This is a genomic window from Leifsonia sp. AK011, from assembly GCF_013410945.1.
In the GTDB taxonomy this organism is placed as follows: domain Bacteria; phylum Actinomycetota; class Actinomycetes; order Actinomycetales; family Microbacteriaceae; genus Rhodoglobus.
The window spans coordinates 1007280-1028203 of sequence record NZ_JACCCH010000001.1 but is presented as its reverse complement, the minus strand read 5'-3'; the positions used below and the strand labels follow the sequence as shown (position 1 = coordinate 1028203).

The following is a 20924-nucleotide window of genomic DNA, read 5'->3' as shown; positions in this document are numbered from 1 at the left end:
CAATGCGAGGGTTCTGTACGCCGGTGCTGGATACTGAAAGAACGTTCGGGTCGAGGGAGACCCCACGATGGTGGGAGAAGCAATGAAGGCGGAAGACATCGGCGCACGTCTGCGCGATGCGCGGATGCAGCGCGGGCTCAGCCTGCGCAGTGTGGCCCAGGCCCTGGGCGTGTCCGCGAGCCTCATCTCGCAGGTCGAGACGGGCAAGACGCAGCCCTCGGTGTCCACGCTCTACGCGATGGTCAACCACCTCGGTGTCTCCATGGACGAGCTGCTCGGCGTCACGCCGTCCACCCAGCCCACCCCGGTCGTCGGCCGCACCGGACCGGTGCTGCCCGCCGTGCAGCGCTCCTCCGAGAACCCCGTCCTCGAGATGGAGAACGGCGTGCACTGGCAGCGACTGGCCGTCGGCGAGGGCGGCCCCGCGGATGCTCTCCTCGTGAGCTACGACCCGGGAGCTTCGAGCTCCATCGAGGGCAAGCTCATGCGCCACTCTGGCATCGAGTACGCGTACATCCTCGAGGGCGAGCTCACGCTGCAGCTCGACTTCGACACCCACGTGCTGGGCCCGGGCGACTCGCTGCAGTTCGACTCGGTGCGACCGCACCTCTATTCCAACAACGGCACGGCGGTCGCCCGCGGCATCTGGTTCGTGGTGGGTCGCCGTCAGCAGAACCAGGCGATGCCGACCGCGCCGGGCGGCGAGGCCACCAAGGGTGCCCCGCTCTCCTCTGCGGTGGACGTGCTTCGTGCCATGGACGAGCTGACCGGCTGAGACCGGGCCCATCACGAGCCCTCCGCAGCTCGGCGCTGGTAGCGCGCGACCATCGGGATGATGGCGGCCACGAGCACGAACGCGCCCTGCAGCCAGTACTGCCACGAGAGGCTCAGCCCGAGGTAGGACAGCGAGTTGGTGATCGTCTGCAGCAGGAGCGCGGCTGCTGCGACGGCGATGGCCGAACCCGACCCGCCGAAGATGCTGGCGCCAGCGATGACGATGGCCGTCACGGACGTGAGCGTGAGCGCCTGGCCCGTGTTGGCGTCACCGATGCCCGTGCGCGAGTACAGCACGAGTCCGGCGAGAGCCGCGAGCACGCCGGCCGCGAGCGCCGCGTAGAGGCGCATGCGCGGCACGCTCACACCCATGCGGTTGGCCTTGATCGGGTCGGAGCCCGCGGCGCGGAAGCCACGACCGAGTCCCGTGCGCTGGATGATGTACCAGATCGCGACAGTGACGACGAGCGAGACGATGAGCACGAGCGGGATGCCGCCGATGGTTGTGCCGATGGCGGTCATGATGTCGCCCGTGGCCGAGCCGCCGGGGCTCGGGCGCAGCACCTGCGCGACACCGACGATGGCGATGGATGTCACGAGCGTGGCGATCACGGGAGGCAGCGACAACCTCGTCACGAGCAGGCCGTTCACGAGCCCCACGACGAGGCCCATACCGATCGTGAGTGCGACGCCGAGCGCGAAGAATCCCGGACCGCCCTGACCGAAGAACGAGATGACGACGGCGGAGAGTGCGATGACCGAGCCGACGCTCAGGTCGATACCGCCGGTCATGACGACGAGTAGCTGTGCGAGTCCCACGAGCACAATGACGGCAGCACCGGCGAGAAGCTGGCTGATGTTGAGCGGGCTCACGAACGCCGACGACACGAACGTCGTGGCGATGCCGAGACCGATCGTGAGAACCACGAGGACCGCAGCCTGCACCTCACCACGGAGGGAGGCCGGGATGCGCAGCCGTCGCGACGGCACCGCGTCGACGGTCGCGATGGAGCCGGTCGTGGAGAGGACGGCAGCACCCGTGATCGCGCGCTCCGTCACCTCGTCGCCCGAAAGGGTCGCCTGGGCTTGACCTCGCGAGAACACGATGACCCGGTCGCAGAGGCCCTCGAGTTCCACGGCATCCGTCGAGAGCACAACGATCGCGACGCCGGAGTCGGCAAGGGCGCGGAGGAATGCATAGATCTCGACGCGAGCCCCGGCATCCACTCCCTGAGTGGGGTCCTCGACGAGCAGGACCTTGGGGTCGCCGAGCCTGGCGCGGGCGAGAAGTACCTTCTGCTGGCTGCCGCCCGAGAGCGCCATGACAGGGGTCTCGAGTGTCGGGGTCTTCACGGCGAGGCCCTCGATGGCCTGCCGGGTGAGGCGGTACTCGCGACCGCGGTCGGCGAAGCCCGTGGGCATGGCCTCGTCGATCGACGGGGCGATGATGTTCTCGCGCACCGACATCTTGCCGAACATGGCCTTGCCGATGCGGTCGCCGGGCAGGAAGGCGACGCCTGCTCGGTTGGTGCTGCGGGGTGAGCGCAGCGAGATCTCGGAGCCCCGCACGAGCATGCGACCGGAGGTCGAACCGTGTCCACCGAGTGCACGCAGGAACTCCCGCTGCCCGTTGCCCTCGACGCCCGCGAGGCCGATGATCTGGCCGGGGAGCACCGAGAGCGAGATGTCCGAGAAGCCGGGGCCGCTGAGTTCGAGCACCTCGAGGAGGGGCTCGTCGTCGACGGCAGCATGGGCCTTGTCGGGGAAGGTCGTCTCGAGCGACCGTCCGACGATGAGCTCGACGATCTGGTCCTCGGTGTAGTCGGCGACGACGCCGCGACCGACGACGCGACCGTCGCGCAGCACGGTCAGGTCCGTCGCGATCTCCACGACCTCGGGGATGCGGTGGGTGATGTAGACGATCGCGACATCCTTGGCCAGGAGCTCCTGGATCCTCTCGAAGAGCCAGTTGGTCTCCTCGGGGCCGAGCGCCTCGGTCGGCTCGTCGAGCACCAGAACCGAGGGGTCGGATGCCAGGGCAGCCGCGATCTCGATCAGGTGGGCCTCGCGCAGTGACAGCGACGAGATCGTCGCGGACGGGTCGATGCGCAGGCCCAGCCTGTCGAAGAGGTCGGTGAGCCACTCGCCGGCACCCCGACGCTTCGGCCGCTTGGACTCCGGGAGGAGCAGCAGCACGGCGTCGAGGACCGAGAGCGACGGGGCGAGCGCGGGGATCTGGTAGACGATCGCCAGCCCGCGCTCGCGTGCCGCGCGGGTCTGGATCCGCGCGAACTCTGCGTCGCCGAGGCCGATCGTGCCGGAATCCGGCACGACCGACCCAGCGGCAACCCCGACGAGTGTGGACTTGCCAGCACCGTTCTCGCCGAGGATCGCGTGGACCTTCCCACGCGCCACCGTGACGCTCACGTCATCGAGGGCACGCACACCCGGGTAGGTCTTCGTGATCCCGGTCAGGGTGAGAGCAGCATCCATCATCGTCGGGTCTCCGTTCATCAGCCGAAGAGAGCGGAGATCTCTTCGGGGGTGAGCAGCGTCGACGGCGTGGCGTCAGCCGGCGCGTCGGCGAGGCAGGCCTCCTCAGGGGTGACCGTGCCGGGTGTGGCGCCGGTCGAGTCCTCGAAGAGGGCCAGGTTGTAGATCGACGGCTCCTGGTCGGAACCACCGAGGTAGGCGGCGACGGCCTTGCGCAGGGCTACGCGACCGATCCACGTGCGCGACGACACGGTCGCCAGCTCGTAGTCGGGGTTGGCTGCCTTGAGGTCGGCGAAGCCACAGCTCAGCGAGTTGTCATCCGTCGTCGTGATGAGCGGGAGCGGGATGCCCGCCGCCTCGTACGCACGGATCACACCCGACGCCGATGCGCCGTAGTCGGCGATGACCGCGTCGATCTTCTCGCCCTGGGAGAGGAGTCCGGCCATGGCCTGCTGTGCCTGTGCGGGGTCCCAGTTGGTGGCGATGGGCTCACTCGAGAGGAGGTTGATCTGCGGGTTGTCCGCGAAGACCTCCTGAGCGCCCTCGAACTCCTGCGTCGACACGAGCGCGCCAGCCGGTCCACCGAAGAACACGACGTTGCCACCGGCGTCGCCGAGCTGCTCCACGAGCCACTCGGCCTTCGTCTTACCGACGAACTTGGGGCTCTGGTCCGTGTAGTCGAGGTAGTCGGTACCGGCCTTGCCCTGCGGGTCGGAGGCGAAGTTGATGACGATCGAGCCGGCCTGGGTGGCTTGGCGGATCGCCGGGAGGTGCGCCTCACCGGGGCCTGCGTCCGGGATGACGAGGATGATGTCGGTGCCCTTGGCCGCGAGGCTTGTGATGCCCGACGTCGTCGTCTCCAGGTCGAAGCTGCCCGCGACGTAGTCGACCTTCGAGATCGCGGGGCACTGGGCCGCCTCGCTCTCGATCTCGGCGAGAACCGTCTTGGACCAGCTGTTGGTGCCACCGCCGTCGACGACGCCCAGCGTGATGCTGCCGGGCTCCGCGTCGGTGACACAGATGTCGGTCATGTCTGCGAACTGGTCGACGGTGCCGACCGAGCCCGCCGCGATGTCGGCTGTCAGGTTGTTGCCGCCCGTCTCTCCGCCGCCGGCGTTGGTGGACGAACAGCCTGCGAGCGCGACCGCGCCCAGGGCGACCGTGGCGGCCACGAAGGCCAACCTGCGGTGCTGCATGATTCGGATCACTTCTCACTCCTCATTGAGTCACTTGGTTGGGGTACTGCGTTCCTCCGCATGAGGCCCTTGAGCCTCCCGGAGGAGCCGCCCAGCTGAAGCTGGGCGACGATCCCGACGCCGATGATGAGCGCCTGGACGATGTTCTGCACGGCCGAAGCCTGTGTAAAGGTTTGGACGAGCTGGCTCAGCTGGGCCAGGAACAGCGCGCCGAGGGCTGTGCCCACGATGCTTCCCTTGCCTCCCGTGAGGGCCGTGCCACCGAGCACGACCGCTGCGATCGACGGCAGCAGGTAGTCGTTGCCCGCCGTCAGCGTGGGCAGACGAAGGAGCCCCGCGAGGAGCACACCCGTCGTCGCGCCCAGCATGGTCGCGAGCCAGTACGACGAGATGACGTAGCCGCGGGTGCTGATGCCGATGTTCGCGGCGCTTCGAGGGTTCTCACCGACGAGCTCGAACCGGCGCCCGAGGCGCGTGAGCTTGAGCACGACGTGCACGATGAGCACGATGCCGACCGCGAAGAACGCGAGAACGGGGATGCCCCAGAACCTGCTGAGCGCGAAGTCACTGAGTGCCTTGGCGCTCTGCTCGCTGAACCCGCCGGAGATCGCCTGGACGGCGCCGATCATGAGCGCGTTGCTCGCGATCGTGACGACGAGCGGCGGAAGACCGAAGTAGGCGATGATGATGCCGCTCAGCAGACCGAACAGCGACGTGCCGATGATGGCCACGATGATCGCCGTCGCGAGATCCCACTCCGTGCCGAACTTGGCGGCGATGAGTGCACCGAGCGTGACGGCTCCCGGAATCGACAGGTCGAGTCCACCCTGCTGGATCACGAGTGTCTGTCCCACCGCAACGATCGCGATGAGGGCCGCGAAGGGCAGCATCGACACGATCGCGGTGGGGCTCACGCTCCCGATCGCGATGAGCGGGCTCACGGCGAACAGCGCGACCACGGCGATGAGCGCGCGCGTGCCCGGCCAGGACAGGATCTCGGAGGCGCGCGACCGGCGGTCGGTCGGGGCCGTCCGCTCGGGTGCGGTCTGCTCGGTCATCGTCGTCATGCCGTCTGGGTCGCGAGGTCCGGGTGCCACGAGCCGTCGAGATGCGCCTCGGGCATCTCGCCCACGATGTAGTCGCGAGAGGCGATCGCCTGCGCCCTGAGCTTGTCGAAGTCGACTCCCACGAGAACGCCGTCCTTCTTCACGCGGTTGCCCTGCACGAACACGTCGCGGACGAGGCCCGGGTGAGAGTTGTAGACGACGGCACCGATCGGGTTGTTGAGCGGCGTGAGCGCGAGTGAACGGTCGTCGAGGACGACGATGTCCGCCGCCTTGCCCACCGCGAGTGATCCCGTCACGGTGTCGAGGCCGGCAGCGTGCGCTCCGTCGATCGTCGCGAACTGGATCACGTCGTTGACGCTCAGCCCGATGCGCTCGATCGTCTCACCGGTCTCAACTGCCGGCGCGTTGTCGAGCACCCGCTGCATGCCGATAGCGGTGCGCATGGTGCCGAACATGTCGCCACCGTTGGAGCTGCACACGTCGATGGAGAAGGTGGGACGAATGCCGTGCTTCAGCAGTCGCCCGGTCGCCGGGTAGCCGTGACCCATCTGCATCTCCACGTCGGGGGCGACGGATGCCGTTCCGCCCGAGTCCGCGATCATCTGCAACTCGTCCTCGCCAAGGGTGCAGCAGTGCACGTAGGTGATGCGGTCGGAGAGGAGGCCGTCGTCGTTCATCTTGCGAATGGGACCCGACTTGCCCCAGTAGCCGTCGCCGACGTGCACGGTCACGCGCAGGTCGAGGTCATTGGCGAGGGCGAAGTCGTGCCGGTTCACCTCGGGGAGAGTGAACTGCGGACCGCGGAGGGCGAGCGCCATGGTCACGAGCCCGGTGTTGTCGCTGAAGTACTCGTCGCGGATGCGGCGTGCATCCTCTGGGTGGTTGTTCGGCGAGGGCAGTGGGGCACCCCACTGCTTCGAGCCGCCGCCATGGGCGAAGACGGCGCGCATCCCGGTGTCCTTGAGGGCCTGGATCGCGGCATCCGCGTGGGCGGGGGTCGCGAGGTTGTGCGACCAGTCGACGAGCGTCGTGATTCCGGAGTCGAGGGCCTCGAGGGCGCCGAGGTAGTTGCCCGTGTAGGTGTCCTCGGGGCGGAAGTACTTCGACAGACCCGTGTGGAGACCGGCCAGGTACTCGGTGAGCGACCAGTCGGAGGCCACGTTGCGCACGACCGACTGCCACGTGTGGCGGTGGGTGTCGACGAAGCCCGGCAGGACGATGCGGCCGGTGACGTCGATGACCTCGGCGTCGGCCGCCGAGAGGTCGGGGCCGATGGCTTCGATGGTGCCGTCGGTGCCGATGAGGATGTCGGTGGCGGGAAGGACCTCGCCGGTCTTGGCCGAGGTGATGACGGTTCCGCCACGGAGCAGAGTGCGTGTGCTCATAGTCGTCGTTGACTCCAGAAAGTGGGCGACGCGTAGGTCGACCGACCGCCACGTCGCGTTGGGTGTGTGAGGCAAAGCTAGTAGCGAGACTGCACGACTGTCAAGTCACAGTTACCAGATTGTTTACTGTGAATGAACAAGGTGCCGAGGCATCCGTTCAGGCGCGCTCGCGGTACAGCGGGATGTCGATGGGGGGCTGCGGAATGAAGCCCCCGTTGTCCGCCATCTCGCGCTGCAGGTAGTCGTGGGACTCCCCCAGTGTGCGCAGGGCGGATGCCACGTCGACATGCACGAGCTCGCCTCCGCGCTTGACGACCCGGCCCTCCACGAGCACCGTGTCGACACAGCCGGCATGGGCCTGCGCGATGATCGCGCCAGCCGGATCGTGTCGGTTCCAGCCGGCCTGACTCACGCCGCCCATCTCGAGCAGCACGACGTCCGCCCGCTTGCCCGGCGTCAGGGAACCGATCTCGTCGCCCATGCCCGCCGCTGCCGCGCCGTTGACGGTGAGCCACCGGAGGGCGTCGCGGGTGGTCCACGCCATGGTCTGCGGGGCCTTCCACTCCTTGTACCCGGGTTCATCGGCGCGGTAGCGCGTGGCCTGGAGCACGAATCGGCTGTGCGAGATCATGTCGCCGCCGCATCCGCTCACGCAGTCGATGCCGAGGCTCGGGCCGCGGGTGTACTCGGTGACCTCGGCGATGGCGGGATACCCCATGCCCATCTGCATCTCGGTCTCCGCGCACACCGAGATCATGGTGCCGGTGTCGCGAAGCAGCTCCCACTCCTCCGCGGTGTTGAACGTGCCATGCACGAGCAGGAGGTCGTCGCCGAGGAGGCCGTTCTCGGCGAGCACCTCGACGTCCTTGAAGAGCTGCCGCACCATCACCTGGTTCGCGTGCATGGTGATACGCGCTCCGAGCTCCCGCGCTAGTGCGAACTCGAGGTTCACCGTCGCCGCCGGTGCGATCGCGAGCTCCTGGGGTGCGATGCCGAAGCGCAGCAGACCCGTGTCCGTGGGGAAGTACTCGTCGCGGATCTCCCGTGCCAGTCGCGCCCGCGTCGCGAGGTCCGCCGGATCGGCGTTCGTCTCCTGGCCGCCCTTGCTCTCACTCCACGTGTTCGTGGTGATGGGTGTGAGTCCATGCCCGTAGAGCGCACGGATGCCGGCATCCCGGAGTCCCGAGACGGCCGCGTGCGCACCATCCGGATCGAGGATGTTGTGGCAGTAATCGACGAGCGTCGTCACGCCCGAGTTGAGGGCGTCGAGCGCGCCGACGTAGTTGCCCGCGTACATGTCGGCAGCCCGATAGCGCGGAGCCATCTGCAGGCGGACCCCACGCAGGTAGTCGGGGATGTTGCCGTCGGCGAGCATCCCCCGCAACGCGGTCTGCCAGGTGTGGCGGTGGGTGTCGACCATGCCTGGCATCGCGATCATCGTGGAGCCGTCGATGCGCTCGGCATCAGCCTCGAGGCCGGGCTGCACAGCGGCAATCCTGCCGTCCTCGATGAGGATGTTCGCTCGCTCGAAGTCTCCGAGCTCCGGGTCCATGGTGACGACCGCGGCGTCGGTGATGAGGGTGCGGGAGGTCATGCTCTACCTTTCGTGGGTCGCGGGGCGCGCCTCGGCGATCCACGGGTCTATCAGTGTCTTGATCTGGGTGGCGCCGCCGCCGAGCAGCGGGCGCAGGCCACGTTCGACGACCTCGTCGAGCGGCAGCACCTCGGACGCGATGTCGGTCCAGTCGTCTCTTGTGCCGAGCAGGCGAACTGCCTCGGGGATGTCCTCGGCCATGACGTGCGCGACCGTGCCGACGATCGTGTACTCGCGGAGCGTCCACGACCCGAGCGGCACCGCCACGTCGGCCTTCTGGATGCCGATGGGCACGATCGTCGCTCCTGGTCGGGCAGCATCGAGGACCGAGGCGAGGCCCGGAGCTGAGCCGCTGACCTCGAAGAGCACGTCGGCGTCCATCCCGACCGACTCGAGCTGTTCGGCGAGCGTGCCGTCCCCCGACCGGAAGGTCGCCGTCGCGCCGAGGCGCCTGGCGAGTTCGAGCCGTTCGCCGCTCAGGTCGACGACGAGTACGCGAGCGCCCGTAGCCGCGGCCGCGAAGGTCACGAAGGCGCCGATCCCGCCGACTCCGATGATGACGGCATCCTGTCCGGCAGTCAGCCCGCTCCTGCGCACCGCGTGGACCGCGATGGCCATGGGCTGGGTGAGGCCGAGGGTGTCGAGGGGAAGACCTGTTGCCGTGACATCCAACAGGATGCCCTCGGGCACGATCGTGTAGCCCGCGAGTCCGCCGTCGACCTGCAGGCCAGCCGTCCGATAGGAGCGGCAGAGGTTCGTGCGGCCTTGACGGCACGGCTTGCACTCGCCGCACGAGATGCCTGCGCCAGAGACGACGACGGCACCGGGCGTGAGGGAGGTGACACCCTCGCCTATCGCCTCGACCACTCCCGCGAACTCGTGCCCGAGCGTCACGGGGAGCTCAGTCAGCACAGGGCCGCGGTCGAACTCCGTCGCATCCGATCCGCACACGCCGCACACGGCGACGCGCACGAGCACCTCGCCGGGCCCTGGCTGGGGAACGGGGCGCTCCTCCACGCGGAGGTCACCCGCCGCGTGGAGGACACCCGCGCGCATCACAGCCACGCGCTCGACTCGACCGGGAGCTGCACCGCCGCGCGCTCGGCGATCATCCGGCCGAGCAGCCGCTCGTACACCGCAGCGTGCGCCGGCGAATCGAGGTACGCCGAGAGGGCGGGCTCGTCCGCGACGATCGCGGCGACACCGAAGTCGGCACCGCCGGGACGCAGGCCGAGGCTCTCGCCGCAGACATAGGAACTCAGTTCTGGGATGCCCACCGCCATGTCGCGCAGTGCTTCGGTCAGATCGGCCACATCGGCCGCGGTCACGTCATCCTTCCAACGGAAGGTCGCGAGGTGCAGGATCATCGGTGCTCAGTCGTCCTCGGTGTACTGGTAGGGGTTGTCGATGGGCTCGTCGGGGTTGAGGGGCGGATGCATCCCCTCCTCCCAGGCCTGTTCGCCGAGCTGGCTGCGCACGTACTCGACGGACTTCGCGACCGTGTCCCGCACGGGAGCGAGGTCGAGTCCGATGCGCTTGCCGTCGTACTTGACGACGCGGCCGTCGATCACGACGGTGTGGATGTCGGCGGTTCCCGCCTGGTACACCACGTGGGCGGTCGGGTTCAGGATGGGCGTCATGGCTGGTGACTCGTCGTTCTTGATCAGGAGGAGATCGGCCTTCTTGCCCGGCGTGATCGAACCGATCTTGTCCTCCATGCCGAGGGACTTGGCACCGCCCATGGTCGCCATCCAGATCACGTCCTCCGCACGCATGCGGTTGACGTTGACCGTCTCCCCCACGCGGTGCGCCTCGAGGTGGTCGCGGGACCGGTCGGAGCTCAGCGTCGCGCGCATCGCCGAGAAGTAGTCGGCACTCCACCACACGCTCGTGTCCATCGAGAGGGATGCCGGGATGCCGTACTTGCGGATCTCCCACGTCGAGGGGTAGCCCTGGCCAGCGCTCTGCTCGCTCTCGGTCGCGACGGAGACAGTCCCGCCGGTCGCCGCGATCTTGTGATAACTGTCAGCGCTGAGACTCGCGGAGTGCACGTACGTGAGCTGGTCGGTCATGACGCCCGCCCTGTACATGTTGTCGAGACCGACGTCGGTCGTCGCGCCCCACACTCCGGCGTGGGTCGTGACGCGGATGCCGTTGTCCCGTGCGTACTGGAAGGCCGCGAGCTCGGGGAAGTCCTCCGAGTCGGGCACGTCGAAGGCGATCTGGAGCCCCACGCGATCGGTGCGGGGGAACTTCTCGATCCACGCGCGGAACGCCGGGTCCGCGGTCCACTCCCACGGTGCTCCGAGGTAGTTGCCGTAGCCGAGCACGAAACGGCCCGGGATCTCGTCGAAGGCCTGGAGCGCGGCATCCGCGTACTCCGGCGTTCGAAGCGCGTGCGACCAGTCGAGGGTCGTCGTGACGCCCGTGTCGACCGACTCGAGGGCGCTCAGGAGGTTGCCGGCGTAGATGTCCTCCGGACGGAAGACCTCGCCGTGCTGCAGGTAGTAGAAGACGAAGTACTGGCTGAGGGCCCAGTCGCCGCCGTAGCCGCGCAGTGCCGTCTGCCACATGTGGCGGTGGGTGTCGATCATGCCGGGCATCAGGATGCCGCCGGATGCATCGACCTCGAGTGTGCCCTCTGGCACGGCGAGATCGGGCCCGACCGCTTCGATCGTGTCTCCGACGACCAGAACATCGGCCTTCGGGAGGACGCCTGGGGTGTCGACGGTGATGACGATGCCGTTTCGGAAGACGACGGGCCTGCCGGGCGTGAAGTCCTCCGGCGTTGGCGTGATAGCGCTCATCTGTTCTCCTCGTTGAGAATGTTCAGTGACGATTCACACTCTGCCGCTGAAATGGCAGAATGACAAGTCCTAGAGCACAAAGTGTTCATCTAGGCTGTAGTTCCGTACATCCAGAACGAAGGAGTTGGGATGCGAATCGCTGTACTCGGTTCCGGGGCCAATGGAGCCTCGATCGGCGCCGACCTCACGCACGCGGGAGCCGACGTGACTCTCATCGAGCAGTGGCCGGCCCACGTCGAGGCGATGCGCACCGACGGACTCACCATCCGGATGCCCGACAGCGAGCTGCACGTGCGCCCGCGCACGATGCACCTCTGTGAGGTCGCCACGCTCAAGCAGAAGTTCGACATCGTGCTCCTGCTCATGAAGGCCTACGACTCGCGGTGGGCCACCCAGCTCATCGAGCCCTACCTCGCCGACGACGGCATCGTGGCCGGTGTCCAGAACGGGATGTCGACGCAGGCCATCGCCGATGTTGTGGGTGTCGACCGCACCATGGGCACCGTCATCGAGATCTCGTCCACGATGACCGACCCTGGTCGCGTGACCCGGCACTCCGGCCCCGATCGCTCCTGGTTCGCCGTGGGTGCTCTCCCCGGCGGACCCGTCGACCGCCAGGAGGATGTCGCGACCCTGCTGCGCCACTCCGGCACCGTGTCCATCGTCGACGACATCCAGGCGACCAAGTGGATGAAGCTCGTGAGCAACGCGACCGTGCTCGTGCCCACCGCGAGTCTCGGCCTTCCCATGGCAGACGCGATCGGCGTGGACGGCATGCGCGAGATCATGCTCGCGGCCGGGCAGGAAGCACTCGACGTGGGGCGGGCGCTCGGGCATCCCGTGCTCCCCATCTTCGGGCTCACCGCCGACGACGTCTCACGGCCCGATGAGGTCGTCGAGACACTGCTCGACACCCTCTATCGCGCCTTCGTGCTGCCGGGCGCCACCACCACCGTTCTGCAGGACTGGACGAAATCGCGTCACAGCGAGGTCGACGACATCAACGGCACCGTCGTGTCGGAGGGCGCTCGACTCGGCGTCCCGACCCCGATGAACGCAGCGGTCGTCGCCCTCGCCCACCGCATCGAACAGGGCGAGGTCACCCCCTCGCCCGAGAACATCGCCGACCTGCGCCGCGCGCTCGGCTGACCCCAGGAGAGACATGACCAGGATCGCATTCGTCGGAACGGGCGCCCAGGGCGCAGGCATCGGCGCAGACCTCACTCGGGCAGGGCTCGACGTGACCTTCATCGAGCAGTGGCCGGCGCACGTCGAGGCCATGCGAGAGCGCGGCATCGAGGTGCGGTTCCCGAGCCACACCGAGGTGACACCGGTGCGGGCCTTCCACCTGGCCGAGGTCGCGACGCTGCGTGACCCTTTCGACCTCGTGTTCCTCCTCGTCAAGGCCTACGACACCCGCTGGGCCGTCGAACTCATCAAGCCGCTCCTCGCGCCGGACGGCCTGGTTGTCGGACTGCAGAACGGCATGTCCATCGACGACGTCGCCTCCATCGTGGGGCCTGAGCGCACCATCGGCGCCGTCATCGAGATGGCCTCGAACATGTTCGAGCCCGGCATCGTCAACCGGCAGACCGAGGTGGCCAACTCGTGGTTCGCGGTGGGTGCCTACGATGACGCCGCTCGGGGCCGAGAGCTCGAGGTGCAGGCGGCACTGGGACACGCGGGAACCGTCGAGATCTCCGCGGACATCCGCTCCTCCAAGTGGATGAAGCTCGTCGCCAACGCCGGTGAGCTCGTGCCCTCCGCCATCCTCGATGTTCCCCTCGCCGAGGCGGTGCGGATGCCGGGTGTCCACGAGTTCATGATCGAGTGCGGCAAGGAGGCGGCTCGTGCCGCCATTGCCGACGGCTCCCGGCTCGTGCCCATCTTCGGACTCACGGAGACCCAAGTGACCGGCCCGGAGCAGTACGCCCAGGACCTCCTCGGCGAGGTGCTCGACAAGTACTCGCTGCCCGACACTCGGACGACAGTTCTCCAGGACTGGATGAAGGGCCGTCGCGGTGAGGTCGACGAGGTCAACGGCCTCGTCGTGGAGGTGCTTGCGCGGGTGGGCGAGACCGCCCCGCACAATGCGCACACGGTCGCCCTCGCCCGGCAGATCGAGGCGGGCACGCTCGAGCGCAGCCCACGCAACCTCGACCTGCTGCTCGGGCTGTAGTCACGACTGGGCTCTAGCCCACCCCCGCAGACCACGCACTTTTCTCCGGAGCTTTCGGCCTCCAGTCACACTGGTAACCCAAAAGCAGGGAGCTGGGCGCCGAACCTCCGGAGAAGAGCACAAAGCTCCGGAGAAGCGAGAAGAAACCCGGATGCGGGGCCGCACTGCGACCTAGTTGCCGGCGCGGAGCTTCGCGATCTCGTAGAGGGTCACGCTCGCCGCGATACCGGCGTTGAGCGACTCCGTGGACGCGCTGATCGGGATCGAGACGACCGCGTCGCAGTTCTCGGTGACGAGGCGCGAAAGACCCTTGCCCTCGCTGCCGACAACGATGAGCACGGGCTCCTTCGCGAGGGCCAGCTGCGGCAGCGAGACATCCCCACCGCCATCGAGGCCGAGCACAAACACGCCGCGCTCCTTGAAGGCCTTGATGGTCTGGTTGAGGTTCGCGGCCATGGCAACGGGTGTACGCGCTGCTGCACCCGCGGAGGTCTTCCACGCCGAGGCGGTCATACCCACCGAGCGGCGCTGCGGCACGATCACGCCCTGGCCACCGAAGGCAGCCGTCGAGCGGATGATCGCCCCAAGGTTGCGCGGGTCGGTGATGCCGTCCAGCGCGACAAACAACGGCACCTTGCCGCGCGAGATCGTCTTCTCGAGCAGGTCGACGGGGTGCGCGTACTCGTACGCGGGCACCTTGAGCGCGAGGCCCTGGTGCACCGAGTCGGCACCCGTGAGGCGGTCGAGCTCCGGTCGCATGACCTCGAGCACGGGGATGCCACGACCCGTGGCCATGCTCAGGATCTCCTTCACGCGGTCATCGAACTCGATGCGGGCCGCGATGTAGAGGGTGGACGCGGGGATCCGCGCGCGCAGCGCCTCAAGGATCGAGTTGCGGCCGGTCACGAGCTCCGAGTCGTCGGTATTGCTCCGCTTGGGCGTGCGGTTGGCCTGCTGGGGCGCCTTGCCTGTGCGCTTTCCGCCTGCTGCCTCGTAGCGCTCCTGGGCTGCCTTGCGCTTGCCAGCGGGATGGTACGGCCGATCCTCCGCCTTGGGCGTGGGCTTGCGCCCCTCCAGTGCTTGTCGGCCCTGGCCGCCGGAACCGACCTGTGGTCCCTTTCGGCTCTTGCGGACTGCGCCGGCACGCGGCTTGTTTCCGGGGTTCTTCATGTGAGGCTCCATTGGGTCGCGCCGGCGCCGTCCTCGACCGAGATGCCGGCCGCGGCGAGTTCGTCACGGATGCGATCCGCCGTGGCAAAGTCCTTGGCCGACCGCGCTGCGTTGCGGTCGGCGATGAGGGAGTCGACGAGGCTGGCGAGCGCGCGCTCGGCGGGAGCCGAGGCATCCCCTCGCCACATCGGAGACAGGGGGTTGATACCGAGGATCTCGGTCATCGCGAGGACTGCACCGCGAGCGGATGCCGCGGCCGCGAGGTCCTCGCCGTCGAGGGCGGTGTTTCCGGCCCGAATCGTGTCGTGCAGCACGGCGATCGCCTGCGGCACGGAGAGGTCGTCGTCCATGGCGTCGGCGAACTCGGCCGGCACCTGCTCGACGCCGGACCCGGAGTAGCGCGTGCCCTCGAGGCGGCGATCGACGCGGGTCAGGAACGCCTCGATGCGATCGACCGCGGCCTCCGCCTCGAGCAGTGCGCCGTCGTGGTAGTCGATCGTCGAGCGGTAGTGTGCGGTGCCCAGGTAGTAGCGCACCGCGATCGGGCGGGCCATGCCGAGGAACTCCGCTGCGAAGAGCGAGTTGCCGAGCGACTTCGACATCTTCTGGCCGTTCACATTCACGAGACCGTTGTGCACCCAGTAGCTCGCGAAGGCGTCACCGGCTGCGGTCGTCTGGGCCAGCTCGTTCTCGTGGTGCGGGAACCGCAGGTCGAGGCCGCCGCCGTGGATGTCGAATGCCGGGCCGAGGTAGCGTCTCGACATGGCGGAGCATTCGATGTGCCACCCGGGTCGGCCATCGCCCCAGGGGGATGCCCAGCTCGCTGTCGACGGTTCGCCCGGCTTCGTACCCTTCCAGAGCGCGAAGTCGCGCGGATCCTTCTTGCCACGTGGGTCCGCGTCGGTGGCGGCGACCATGTCGTCGGGCTTCTGTCGCGTGAGCTCACCGTAGGACGGCCAGGATGCAGTGTCGAAGTACACGTCGCCCGAGGCATCCGGGGCGGGGTAGGCGTGACCGCGCTCGATGAGGCACTCAATCATGGCCACCATCTGCGGAACACTCGCCGTCGCCCGCGGTTCGTAGGTGGGGGGAAGGATGCCGAGTGCCGCATAGCCCGCGGAGAACTCGAGCTCGATCCGGTAGGCCAGGGCCCACCACGGTTCGGACTCTGTCGCGTTGACGAGCACCTTGTCGTCGATGTCGGTGACGTTGCGCACGAGCGTGACGTCGTACGAGCGGTAGTTCAGCCAGCGGCGCCAGAGGTCGTAGACGAGGGCCGAGCGCAGGTGGCCGATGTGCGGCGAGGACTGCACGGTGGGACCGCACACGTAGAGGCTCGCCTTTCCGGGCTCGAGGGGAACGAAGTCCACCACGGCCTGGGCGCGGGAATCATAGAGGCGTACGGTCACCGGGTAATTCTAGTCAGGGCGCGGTGCCGGCACCCTTGACGGGGTGCTTGTGGGTAGCGGACCGTGTACCACGTCGGTGAGGTTTCGATACGCCCGCGTCGCGGGCTACTCAACCCCCAGAGACCAGCCCCCCACCTTGTTGGTTGAGTAGCGCCGCAGGCGCGTATCGAAACCCCGCCCCCTCGGCGCAGCGGACGGCGTACCACGTCGGTGAGGTTTCGATACGCCCGCGTCGCGGGCTACTCAACCACCAGAGACCAGCCCCGCCCACCTTGTTGGTTGAGTAGCGCCGCAGGCGCGTATCGAAACCCCCGCCCCCTCGGCGCAGCGGACCGTGTACCACGTCGGTGAGGTTTCGATACGCCCGCTTCGCAGGCTACTCAACCCCCAGAGACCAGCCCCGCCCACCCTGTTGGTTGAGTAGCGCCGCAGGCGCGTATCGAAACCCCGCCCCGTCGGCGTAGCGGACCGTGTACCACGTCGGTGAGGTTTCGATACGCCCGCGTCGCGGGCTACTCAACCCCCAGAGACCAGCCCCGCCCACCCTGTTGGTTGAGTAGCGCCGCAGGCGCGTATCGAAACCCCGGCCGTGCTACTGCGCAACTTTGGCGATGAGGGCGTTCGCGATGACCGCGACGCCCTCGCCCTTGCCCGTGAAGCCGAGGCCGTCCGACGTGGTGGCGGAGACACTCACCGGTGCGCCGACGAGGCTCGTGAGGTGCGACTCGATCTCGGTGCGTCGTGCTCCGAGCCGCGGGCCGTTCGCGATGAGCTGCACGGCGACGTTGTTGACGGTGAACCCCGCACCCTCGACGAAGGCGATGGTCTCGCGGATGAACACGTCACCGTGAGCACCGTCGAAGCGCGGGTCGTCGGTGCCGAACTTGCCTCCGATGTCGCCGAGGCCCGCAGCGGAGAGCAGCGCGTCGCAGATGGCGTGGCACATCGCATCGCCGTCGGAGTGACCGGAGAGCCCGACCTCGTCTGGCCAGTACAGTCCGCCGAGCCAGAGGGGCTCGGCCGCGTCGTAGGCGTGGACGTCAATTCCGACGCCCGTCCGCAGTTCACTGGACACGGCATCCCCCTGTTCGTTCTCCGCCCGCTGCAGGTCGGCGGGCGTCGTGATCTTGAACGACCGCGCGTCGCCCGCGACTGTGGTGACTGCTCCCCCGGCGCGAGCGAACAGTGCTGCGTCGTCGGTGTGGTCGTCGGTTGCTGCTGCGTACGCGAGCTCGAGCTCGACGCGCGGGAAGCCCTGGGGTGTCTGCACCTGGGCGAGCGAACTGCGGTCGACCGTCTCCAGCACGGTTGACCCGTCGACACGCTTGATCGTGTCGACGACGGGAAGCACCGGGATGACGCCAGCCCCCGTCACCTCGACGGCGTCGACGACGCGGTCGAACACCTCCGCGGGCGTGAATGCTCGTGCTGCGTCATGGACAAGGACCGTACGGATGCCCGGCTCGAGAACCGCAAGGCCTGCAGCCACAGATCCCTGACGTGTCTCCGCCCCTGGCACCACGGTGGCCGTGGGCGCGATGGATCGCGCGGTATCAACGTGGCTTGCCGGCGCGACGATGACGAGTTGCGCGTCGGCAGGCACCGTGGTGACGGCATGCGCGAGCATGGTTCTGCCCGCGACATCCACGAACGCCTTGGGTTCAGACGCACCGAGCCGCGTGCCCGAGCCTGCGGCAACGATGATCACGGCAACGGACGTCATACGACCACGTTATAGGTACGTGGTCATCGAGAACGATGGCGCTTAGGAGGCCAGTACCTCGTCGAGCACGCTCGACGCCTTGTCCTCGTCGGTCTTCTCGGCGAGCGCGAGCTCGGAGATGAGGATCTGGCGGGCCTTGGCGAGCATGCGCTTCTCGCCAGCGGAAAGACCGCGGTCCTGGTCGCGGCGCCACAGGTCGCGGACGACCTCAGAAACCTTGATGACATCGCCCGAGGCGAGCTTCTCGAGGTTCGCCTTGTAGCGACGGCTCCAGTTGGTGGGCTCCTCGGTGAAGGGAGCGCGCAGAACTTCGAAGACCTTGTCGAGACCCTCGCGACCGATGACGTCGCGAACGCCGACCAGGTCGACGTTCTCGGCGGGAACCTCGATGGTGAGATCGCCCTGCGTCACGTTCAATTTGAGGTACAGCTTCTCCTCACCCTTGATGATGCGCTTCTTCACTTCAGTGATAGTTGCAGCACCGTGGTGGGGATAAACGACAGTCTCGCCGACCTCAAACAACATGTAAGGGGGTCCTTTCGAAGACACCTAGTTTATCACAGGCGACTCTCGGTAAGGCTGGCCTAACCCAGCAGGGGCCGCAGCATCGCTAAGCTGGTGGGGTGTCCACTCGCTCTCGCGCCGCCCGGATTGCGGCAACCGTCGTCCTCGCCGGAGGCCTCCTCGTGGGCACGTCCGGATGCGTCTTCATCACGCCGACCGCAACGCTGAACTACTACGACCCCAGCGATGGTGTCGGGGCGACGCTCGATCAGGTCCGCGTGCTCAACATGCTCGGCATCATCAATGAGGCCGGCGACGAGATCAACCTCATCACGATCCTCCACAACGATGGTCCGATCACCAACGTGAACATCCAGTTCGAGTCGGACGGCGAGAAGACCACGGTCGTCCAGCCGGTCCGCGGTGGAGAGACCGTGAACCTCGGCATCTCGCCCGAGGATGACGCCATCACCGTGAGGGACTCCGGCGTTCAGGCTGGCGGACTCCTCGAGGTGTACGTGCAGCACGGTGACACCGAGGGCAAGGTGCTCATGGTGCCCGTGCTCGACGCGGTCGGGGACTACGCGGATCTCGCGCCCGGTTCGCTCGTCTCCGAGTAGGCATTTTCCCTATCGCGAGAGCGGTTCAGTAACTCCTACACTGGACGCCGGTGCCGGATTCTCCATCCGGTGAATGGCTGACCCGTGGAGGAAGAATGACCCGCACGACCGCGCCCAGAATCGCCGTGGCATCCGTCGCCCTGCTGGCGATCGGGGCCTTGTTCGCCGCACCCCTTGCGGCGAGCGCCTACGGCACGACCGACCTCATCGCCGTCGGCGAGGGAAGCCAGATGGTGGCGTTCAGTCCGGACGGCAGCACTGCCTACGTGACCAACCGCGACAGTAACTCCGTATCGGTGATCGATGTCGCCACGTCCGCGGAGACCGATGAGATCCCGGTGGGAACGGAACCCAAGGGGTTGGCGATCTCGCCGGACGGATCCGAAGTCTGGGTTGCGGTGCTGGGCTCCATCACGGAGACCGACATCACGATCATTGAGACCAGCGACCTGAGCACGACGGCGATCAGCTCCGGAGGCAACGGCCCATACGCGGTCGAGTTCGATGCCGCCGGCGCCTATGCCTACGTGAGCAACTACCTTTCGAGCAGTGTCGCCAAGATCGACGCGGCAACCCGCTCGGTCGTGGACACCGTCTCCCTGCCGGACACCTACCCCGAGGACATCGCACTGGGCGTCGAAGAGCAGACTCTCTACGTGACGCTGAGCGCCGTCGACGGGGTCGCTCGAGTCTCGACCAGCACGCTCGACGAGATCGGCTCGCCCATCGCGGTCGGCGACTTTCCCGTCGGTATCGAGCTGTCCCCCTCTGAAAGCGAACTGTGGGTGACGAACAACTCCGCCTCGAGCGTCTCGGTCATCTCCACCACGAGCAACACGGTCGTCGGCACGATCAGCACCAATCCGGCTCCGACGGATGTCGTCTTCGATAGCGACGGGTACGGGTGGATCTCGTCGAACGCATCCGACGTCCTCCAGCGCATCGACCCGGTCTCGCGCACGATCGTGTCGACGATCCCGCTGCTCGACTCTCCGTTCGGGCTCGCCGTGCACCCCACAGAACGACTCATTTACACGGCTACGGGAACTGACGTGACGGTGGTCGAACTCACCTCAGAGCGTGTCGCCGGAGCCGACCGATACGCGACCGCCGTCAGGGCCTCCGAGGCGGCGTTCGAGCCGGGCGTCGAGACGGTGTACATCGCGACCGGACTCAACTACCCCGACGCTCTTGCCGCTGGCGCCGTCGCGGCCAAGTCGGCGTCTCCGATCCTCCTGACCCGCCCCGACGCTCTTCCCACCGTGGTGGCGAACGAACTCACGCGACTGGACCCGGACAACATCGTCGTGCTCGGAGGCACCGGGACGGTCACGAGCAGCGTCCAGAACGCCCTGAGCGCTTACGGTACCGTCAGCCGCATCGCCGGTACGAACCGCTACGACACCGCTCGCCAGCTGGTGCAGTCCGCACAGTTCACTCAGGTCGACCAGGTCTACATCGCGACCGGCAACAACTTCCCGGACGCGCTCGCCGCCGGTGCCGCGGCTGCGTCCGGCGGGGACCCGGTGATCCTCGTCAACGGAACCGCGTCGAGCCTGGATTCCGCGACGCTGTCCCTCATCCAGAGCACGGGAGCCCCCAAGGCGGTCATCCTCGGCCAAACGAATGCCGTGTCATCCGGAATCGAAGACCAGCTCGGCCAGAGCTACGAGGTGGAGCGACTCGCCGGTACGACGCGCTACGAGACGGCTGTCCTCGTGAACCAGTACGCGTTCGGCGGCGCGAGCACAGCGCTGCTCGCCACTGGCGCGAACTTCCCGGACGCCCTGGCGGGGACCCCGTTGGCCAACGCAACGAGCGCGCCGCTCTACGTGGTGCGCACGGACTGCGTACCCGCGGGCGTGCTCAGCGAGTTCGATCGGTTGGGCACGAGTCGTGTCATCCTGCTCGGTGGCACTCCGACGCTGAGCGTGGAAGTCGAGGACCTCACGCCCTGTGCCTCGTGACCGCGGTGACTGCGTAACGAGAACTGCTCATAACTC

Annotated in this window: 17 protein-coding genes; 5 read left to right on the top strand and 12 right to left on the bottom strand. The window is 67.5% G+C overall.

Annotated elements, in window-relative coordinates:
• Positions 1–82 precede the first annotated feature (82 nt).
• Positions 83–775, top strand: coding sequence for a helix-turn-helix domain-containing protein (locus tag HDC94_RS05080; protein ID WP_257021627.1), 693 nt, complete (start codon positions 83–85; stop codon positions 773–775).
• An 11-nt stretch (positions 776–786) separates the two neighbouring features.
• On the opposite strand, the gene HDC94_RS05075 is transcribed toward HDC94_RS05080, so the two are convergent.
• The 8 genes from HDC94_RS05075 to HDC94_RS05040 all read right to left on the bottom strand — a co-directional run bounded on the left by HDC94_RS05075 (position 787) and on the right by HDC94_RS05040 (position 11316).
• Positions 787–3288 carry an ATP-binding cassette domain-containing protein gene (locus HDC94_RS05075; protein ID WP_179495479.1) on the bottom strand — a complete coding sequence of 834 codons (2502 nt, stop codon included), beginning with the start codon at positions 3286–3288 and terminating at the stop codon, positions 787–789.
• Entirely contained in the window at positions 3288–4475 is a 1188-nt protein-coding gene (locus HDC94_RS05070) for a substrate-binding domain-containing protein (protein ID WP_179495470.1), read from the bottom strand. The genes HDC94_RS05075 and HDC94_RS05070 overlap by 1 nt, the downstream gene beginning before the upstream one ends.
• A complete protein-coding gene (locus HDC94_RS05065) occupies positions 4472–5530 on the bottom strand; it encodes an ABC transporter permease (protein ID WP_179495468.1) in 1059 nt (352 codons plus the stop codon). The genes HDC94_RS05070 and HDC94_RS05065 overlap by 4 nt, the downstream gene beginning before the upstream one ends.
• The gene (locus HDC94_RS05060; protein ID WP_179495466.1) at positions 5527–6915 is read right to left on the bottom strand and encodes an amidohydrolase family protein; all 1389 of its coding nucleotides are present in this window, start codon (positions 6913–6915) and stop codon (positions 5527–5529) included. Before HDC94_RS05060 ends, HDC94_RS05065 begins: the two co-directional genes overlap by 4 nt.
• 157 nt (positions 6916–7072) lie before the next feature.
• On the bottom strand, positions 7073–8509 hold the full coding sequence (locus HDC94_RS05055) for an amidohydrolase family protein (protein WP_179495461.1): 1437 nt from the start codon (positions 8507–8509) through the stop codon (positions 7073–7075).
• Between the two features lie 3 nt (positions 8510–8512).
• Positions 8513–9565: a zinc-binding dehydrogenase gene (locus tag HDC94_RS05050; RefSeq protein WP_257021752.1), complete on the bottom strand. Its 1053-nt coding sequence runs from the start codon at positions 9563–9565 to the stop codon at positions 8513–8515.
• Positions 9565–9876 carry a Dabb family protein gene (locus tag HDC94_RS05045; protein WP_179495455.1) on the bottom strand — a complete coding sequence of 104 codons (312 nt, stop codon included), beginning with the start codon at positions 9874–9876 and terminating at the stop codon, positions 9565–9567. The genes HDC94_RS05050 and HDC94_RS05045 overlap by 1 nt, the downstream gene beginning before the upstream one ends.
• Before the next feature lie 6 nt (positions 9877–9882).
• Positions 9883–11316 (bottom strand): amidohydrolase family protein, encoded by a 1434-nt coding sequence (locus HDC94_RS05040; RefSeq protein ID WP_179495453.1) that lies wholly within the window; start codon positions 11314–11316, stop codon positions 9883–9885.
• A 129-nt stretch (positions 11317–11445) separates the two neighbouring features.
• On the opposite strand from HDC94_RS05040, the gene HDC94_RS05035 reads away from it, so the two are divergent.
• Both HDC94_RS05035 and HDC94_RS05030 read left to right on the top strand, forming a co-directional pair.
• On the top strand, positions 11446–12465 hold the full coding sequence (locus HDC94_RS05035) for a ketopantoate reductase family protein (RefSeq protein ID WP_179495445.1): 1020 nt from the start codon (positions 11446–11448) through the stop codon (positions 12463–12465).
• A 13-nt stretch (positions 12466–12478) separates the two neighbouring features.
• Positions 12479–13495, top strand: coding sequence for a ketopantoate reductase family protein (locus HDC94_RS05030; RefSeq protein ID WP_179495443.1), 1017 nt, complete (start codon positions 12479–12481; stop codon positions 13493–13495).
• Between the two features lie 171 nt (positions 13496–13666).
• Here HDC94_RS05030 and rlmB read toward each other — a convergent pair whose 3' ends face one another.
• The 4 genes from rlmB to HDC94_RS05010 all read right to left on the bottom strand — a co-directional run bounded on the left by rlmB (position 13667) and on the right by HDC94_RS05010 (position 18322).
• Complete coding sequence (rlmB, locus tag HDC94_RS05025) at positions 13667–14665, bottom strand: 23S rRNA (guanosine(2251)-2'-O)-methyltransferase RlmB (RefSeq protein ID WP_179495441.1); 999 nt, start codon at positions 14663–14665, stop codon at positions 13667–13669.
• Positions 14662–16074: a cysteine--tRNA ligase gene (gene cysS, locus HDC94_RS05020; protein WP_179495439.1), complete on the bottom strand. Its 1413-nt coding sequence runs from the start codon at positions 16072–16074 to the stop codon at positions 14662–14664. The genes rlmB and cysS overlap by 4 nt, the downstream gene beginning before the upstream one ends.
• A gap of 592 nt (positions 16075–16666) precedes the next feature.
• On the bottom strand, positions 16667–17797 hold the full coding sequence (ispD, locus tag HDC94_RS05015; RefSeq protein ID WP_179495437.1) for a 2-C-methyl-D-erythritol 4-phosphate cytidylyltransferase: 1131 nt from the start codon (positions 17795–17797) through the stop codon (positions 16667–16669).
• Positions 17798–17839: 42 nt separating this feature from the next.
• Positions 17840–18322, bottom strand: a complete 483-nt coding sequence (locus HDC94_RS05010; RefSeq protein ID WP_179495435.1) for a CarD family transcriptional regulator — start codon at positions 18320–18322, stop codon at positions 17840–17842.
• Positions 18323–18420: 98 nt separating this feature from the next.
• Between HDC94_RS05010 and HDC94_RS05005 the strand changes: the two genes are divergently transcribed.
• Positions 18421–18921, top strand: coding sequence for a hypothetical protein (locus tag HDC94_RS05005; protein WP_179495433.1), 501 nt, complete (start codon positions 18421–18423; stop codon positions 18919–18921).
• 95 nt (positions 18922–19016) lie between these two features.
• On the top strand, positions 19017–20888 hold the full coding sequence (locus tag HDC94_RS05000) for a cell wall-binding repeat-containing protein (RefSeq protein ID WP_179495431.1): 1872 nt from the start codon (positions 19017–19019) through the stop codon (positions 20886–20888).
• The last annotated feature ends 36 nt before the right edge of the window (positions 20889–20924 follow it).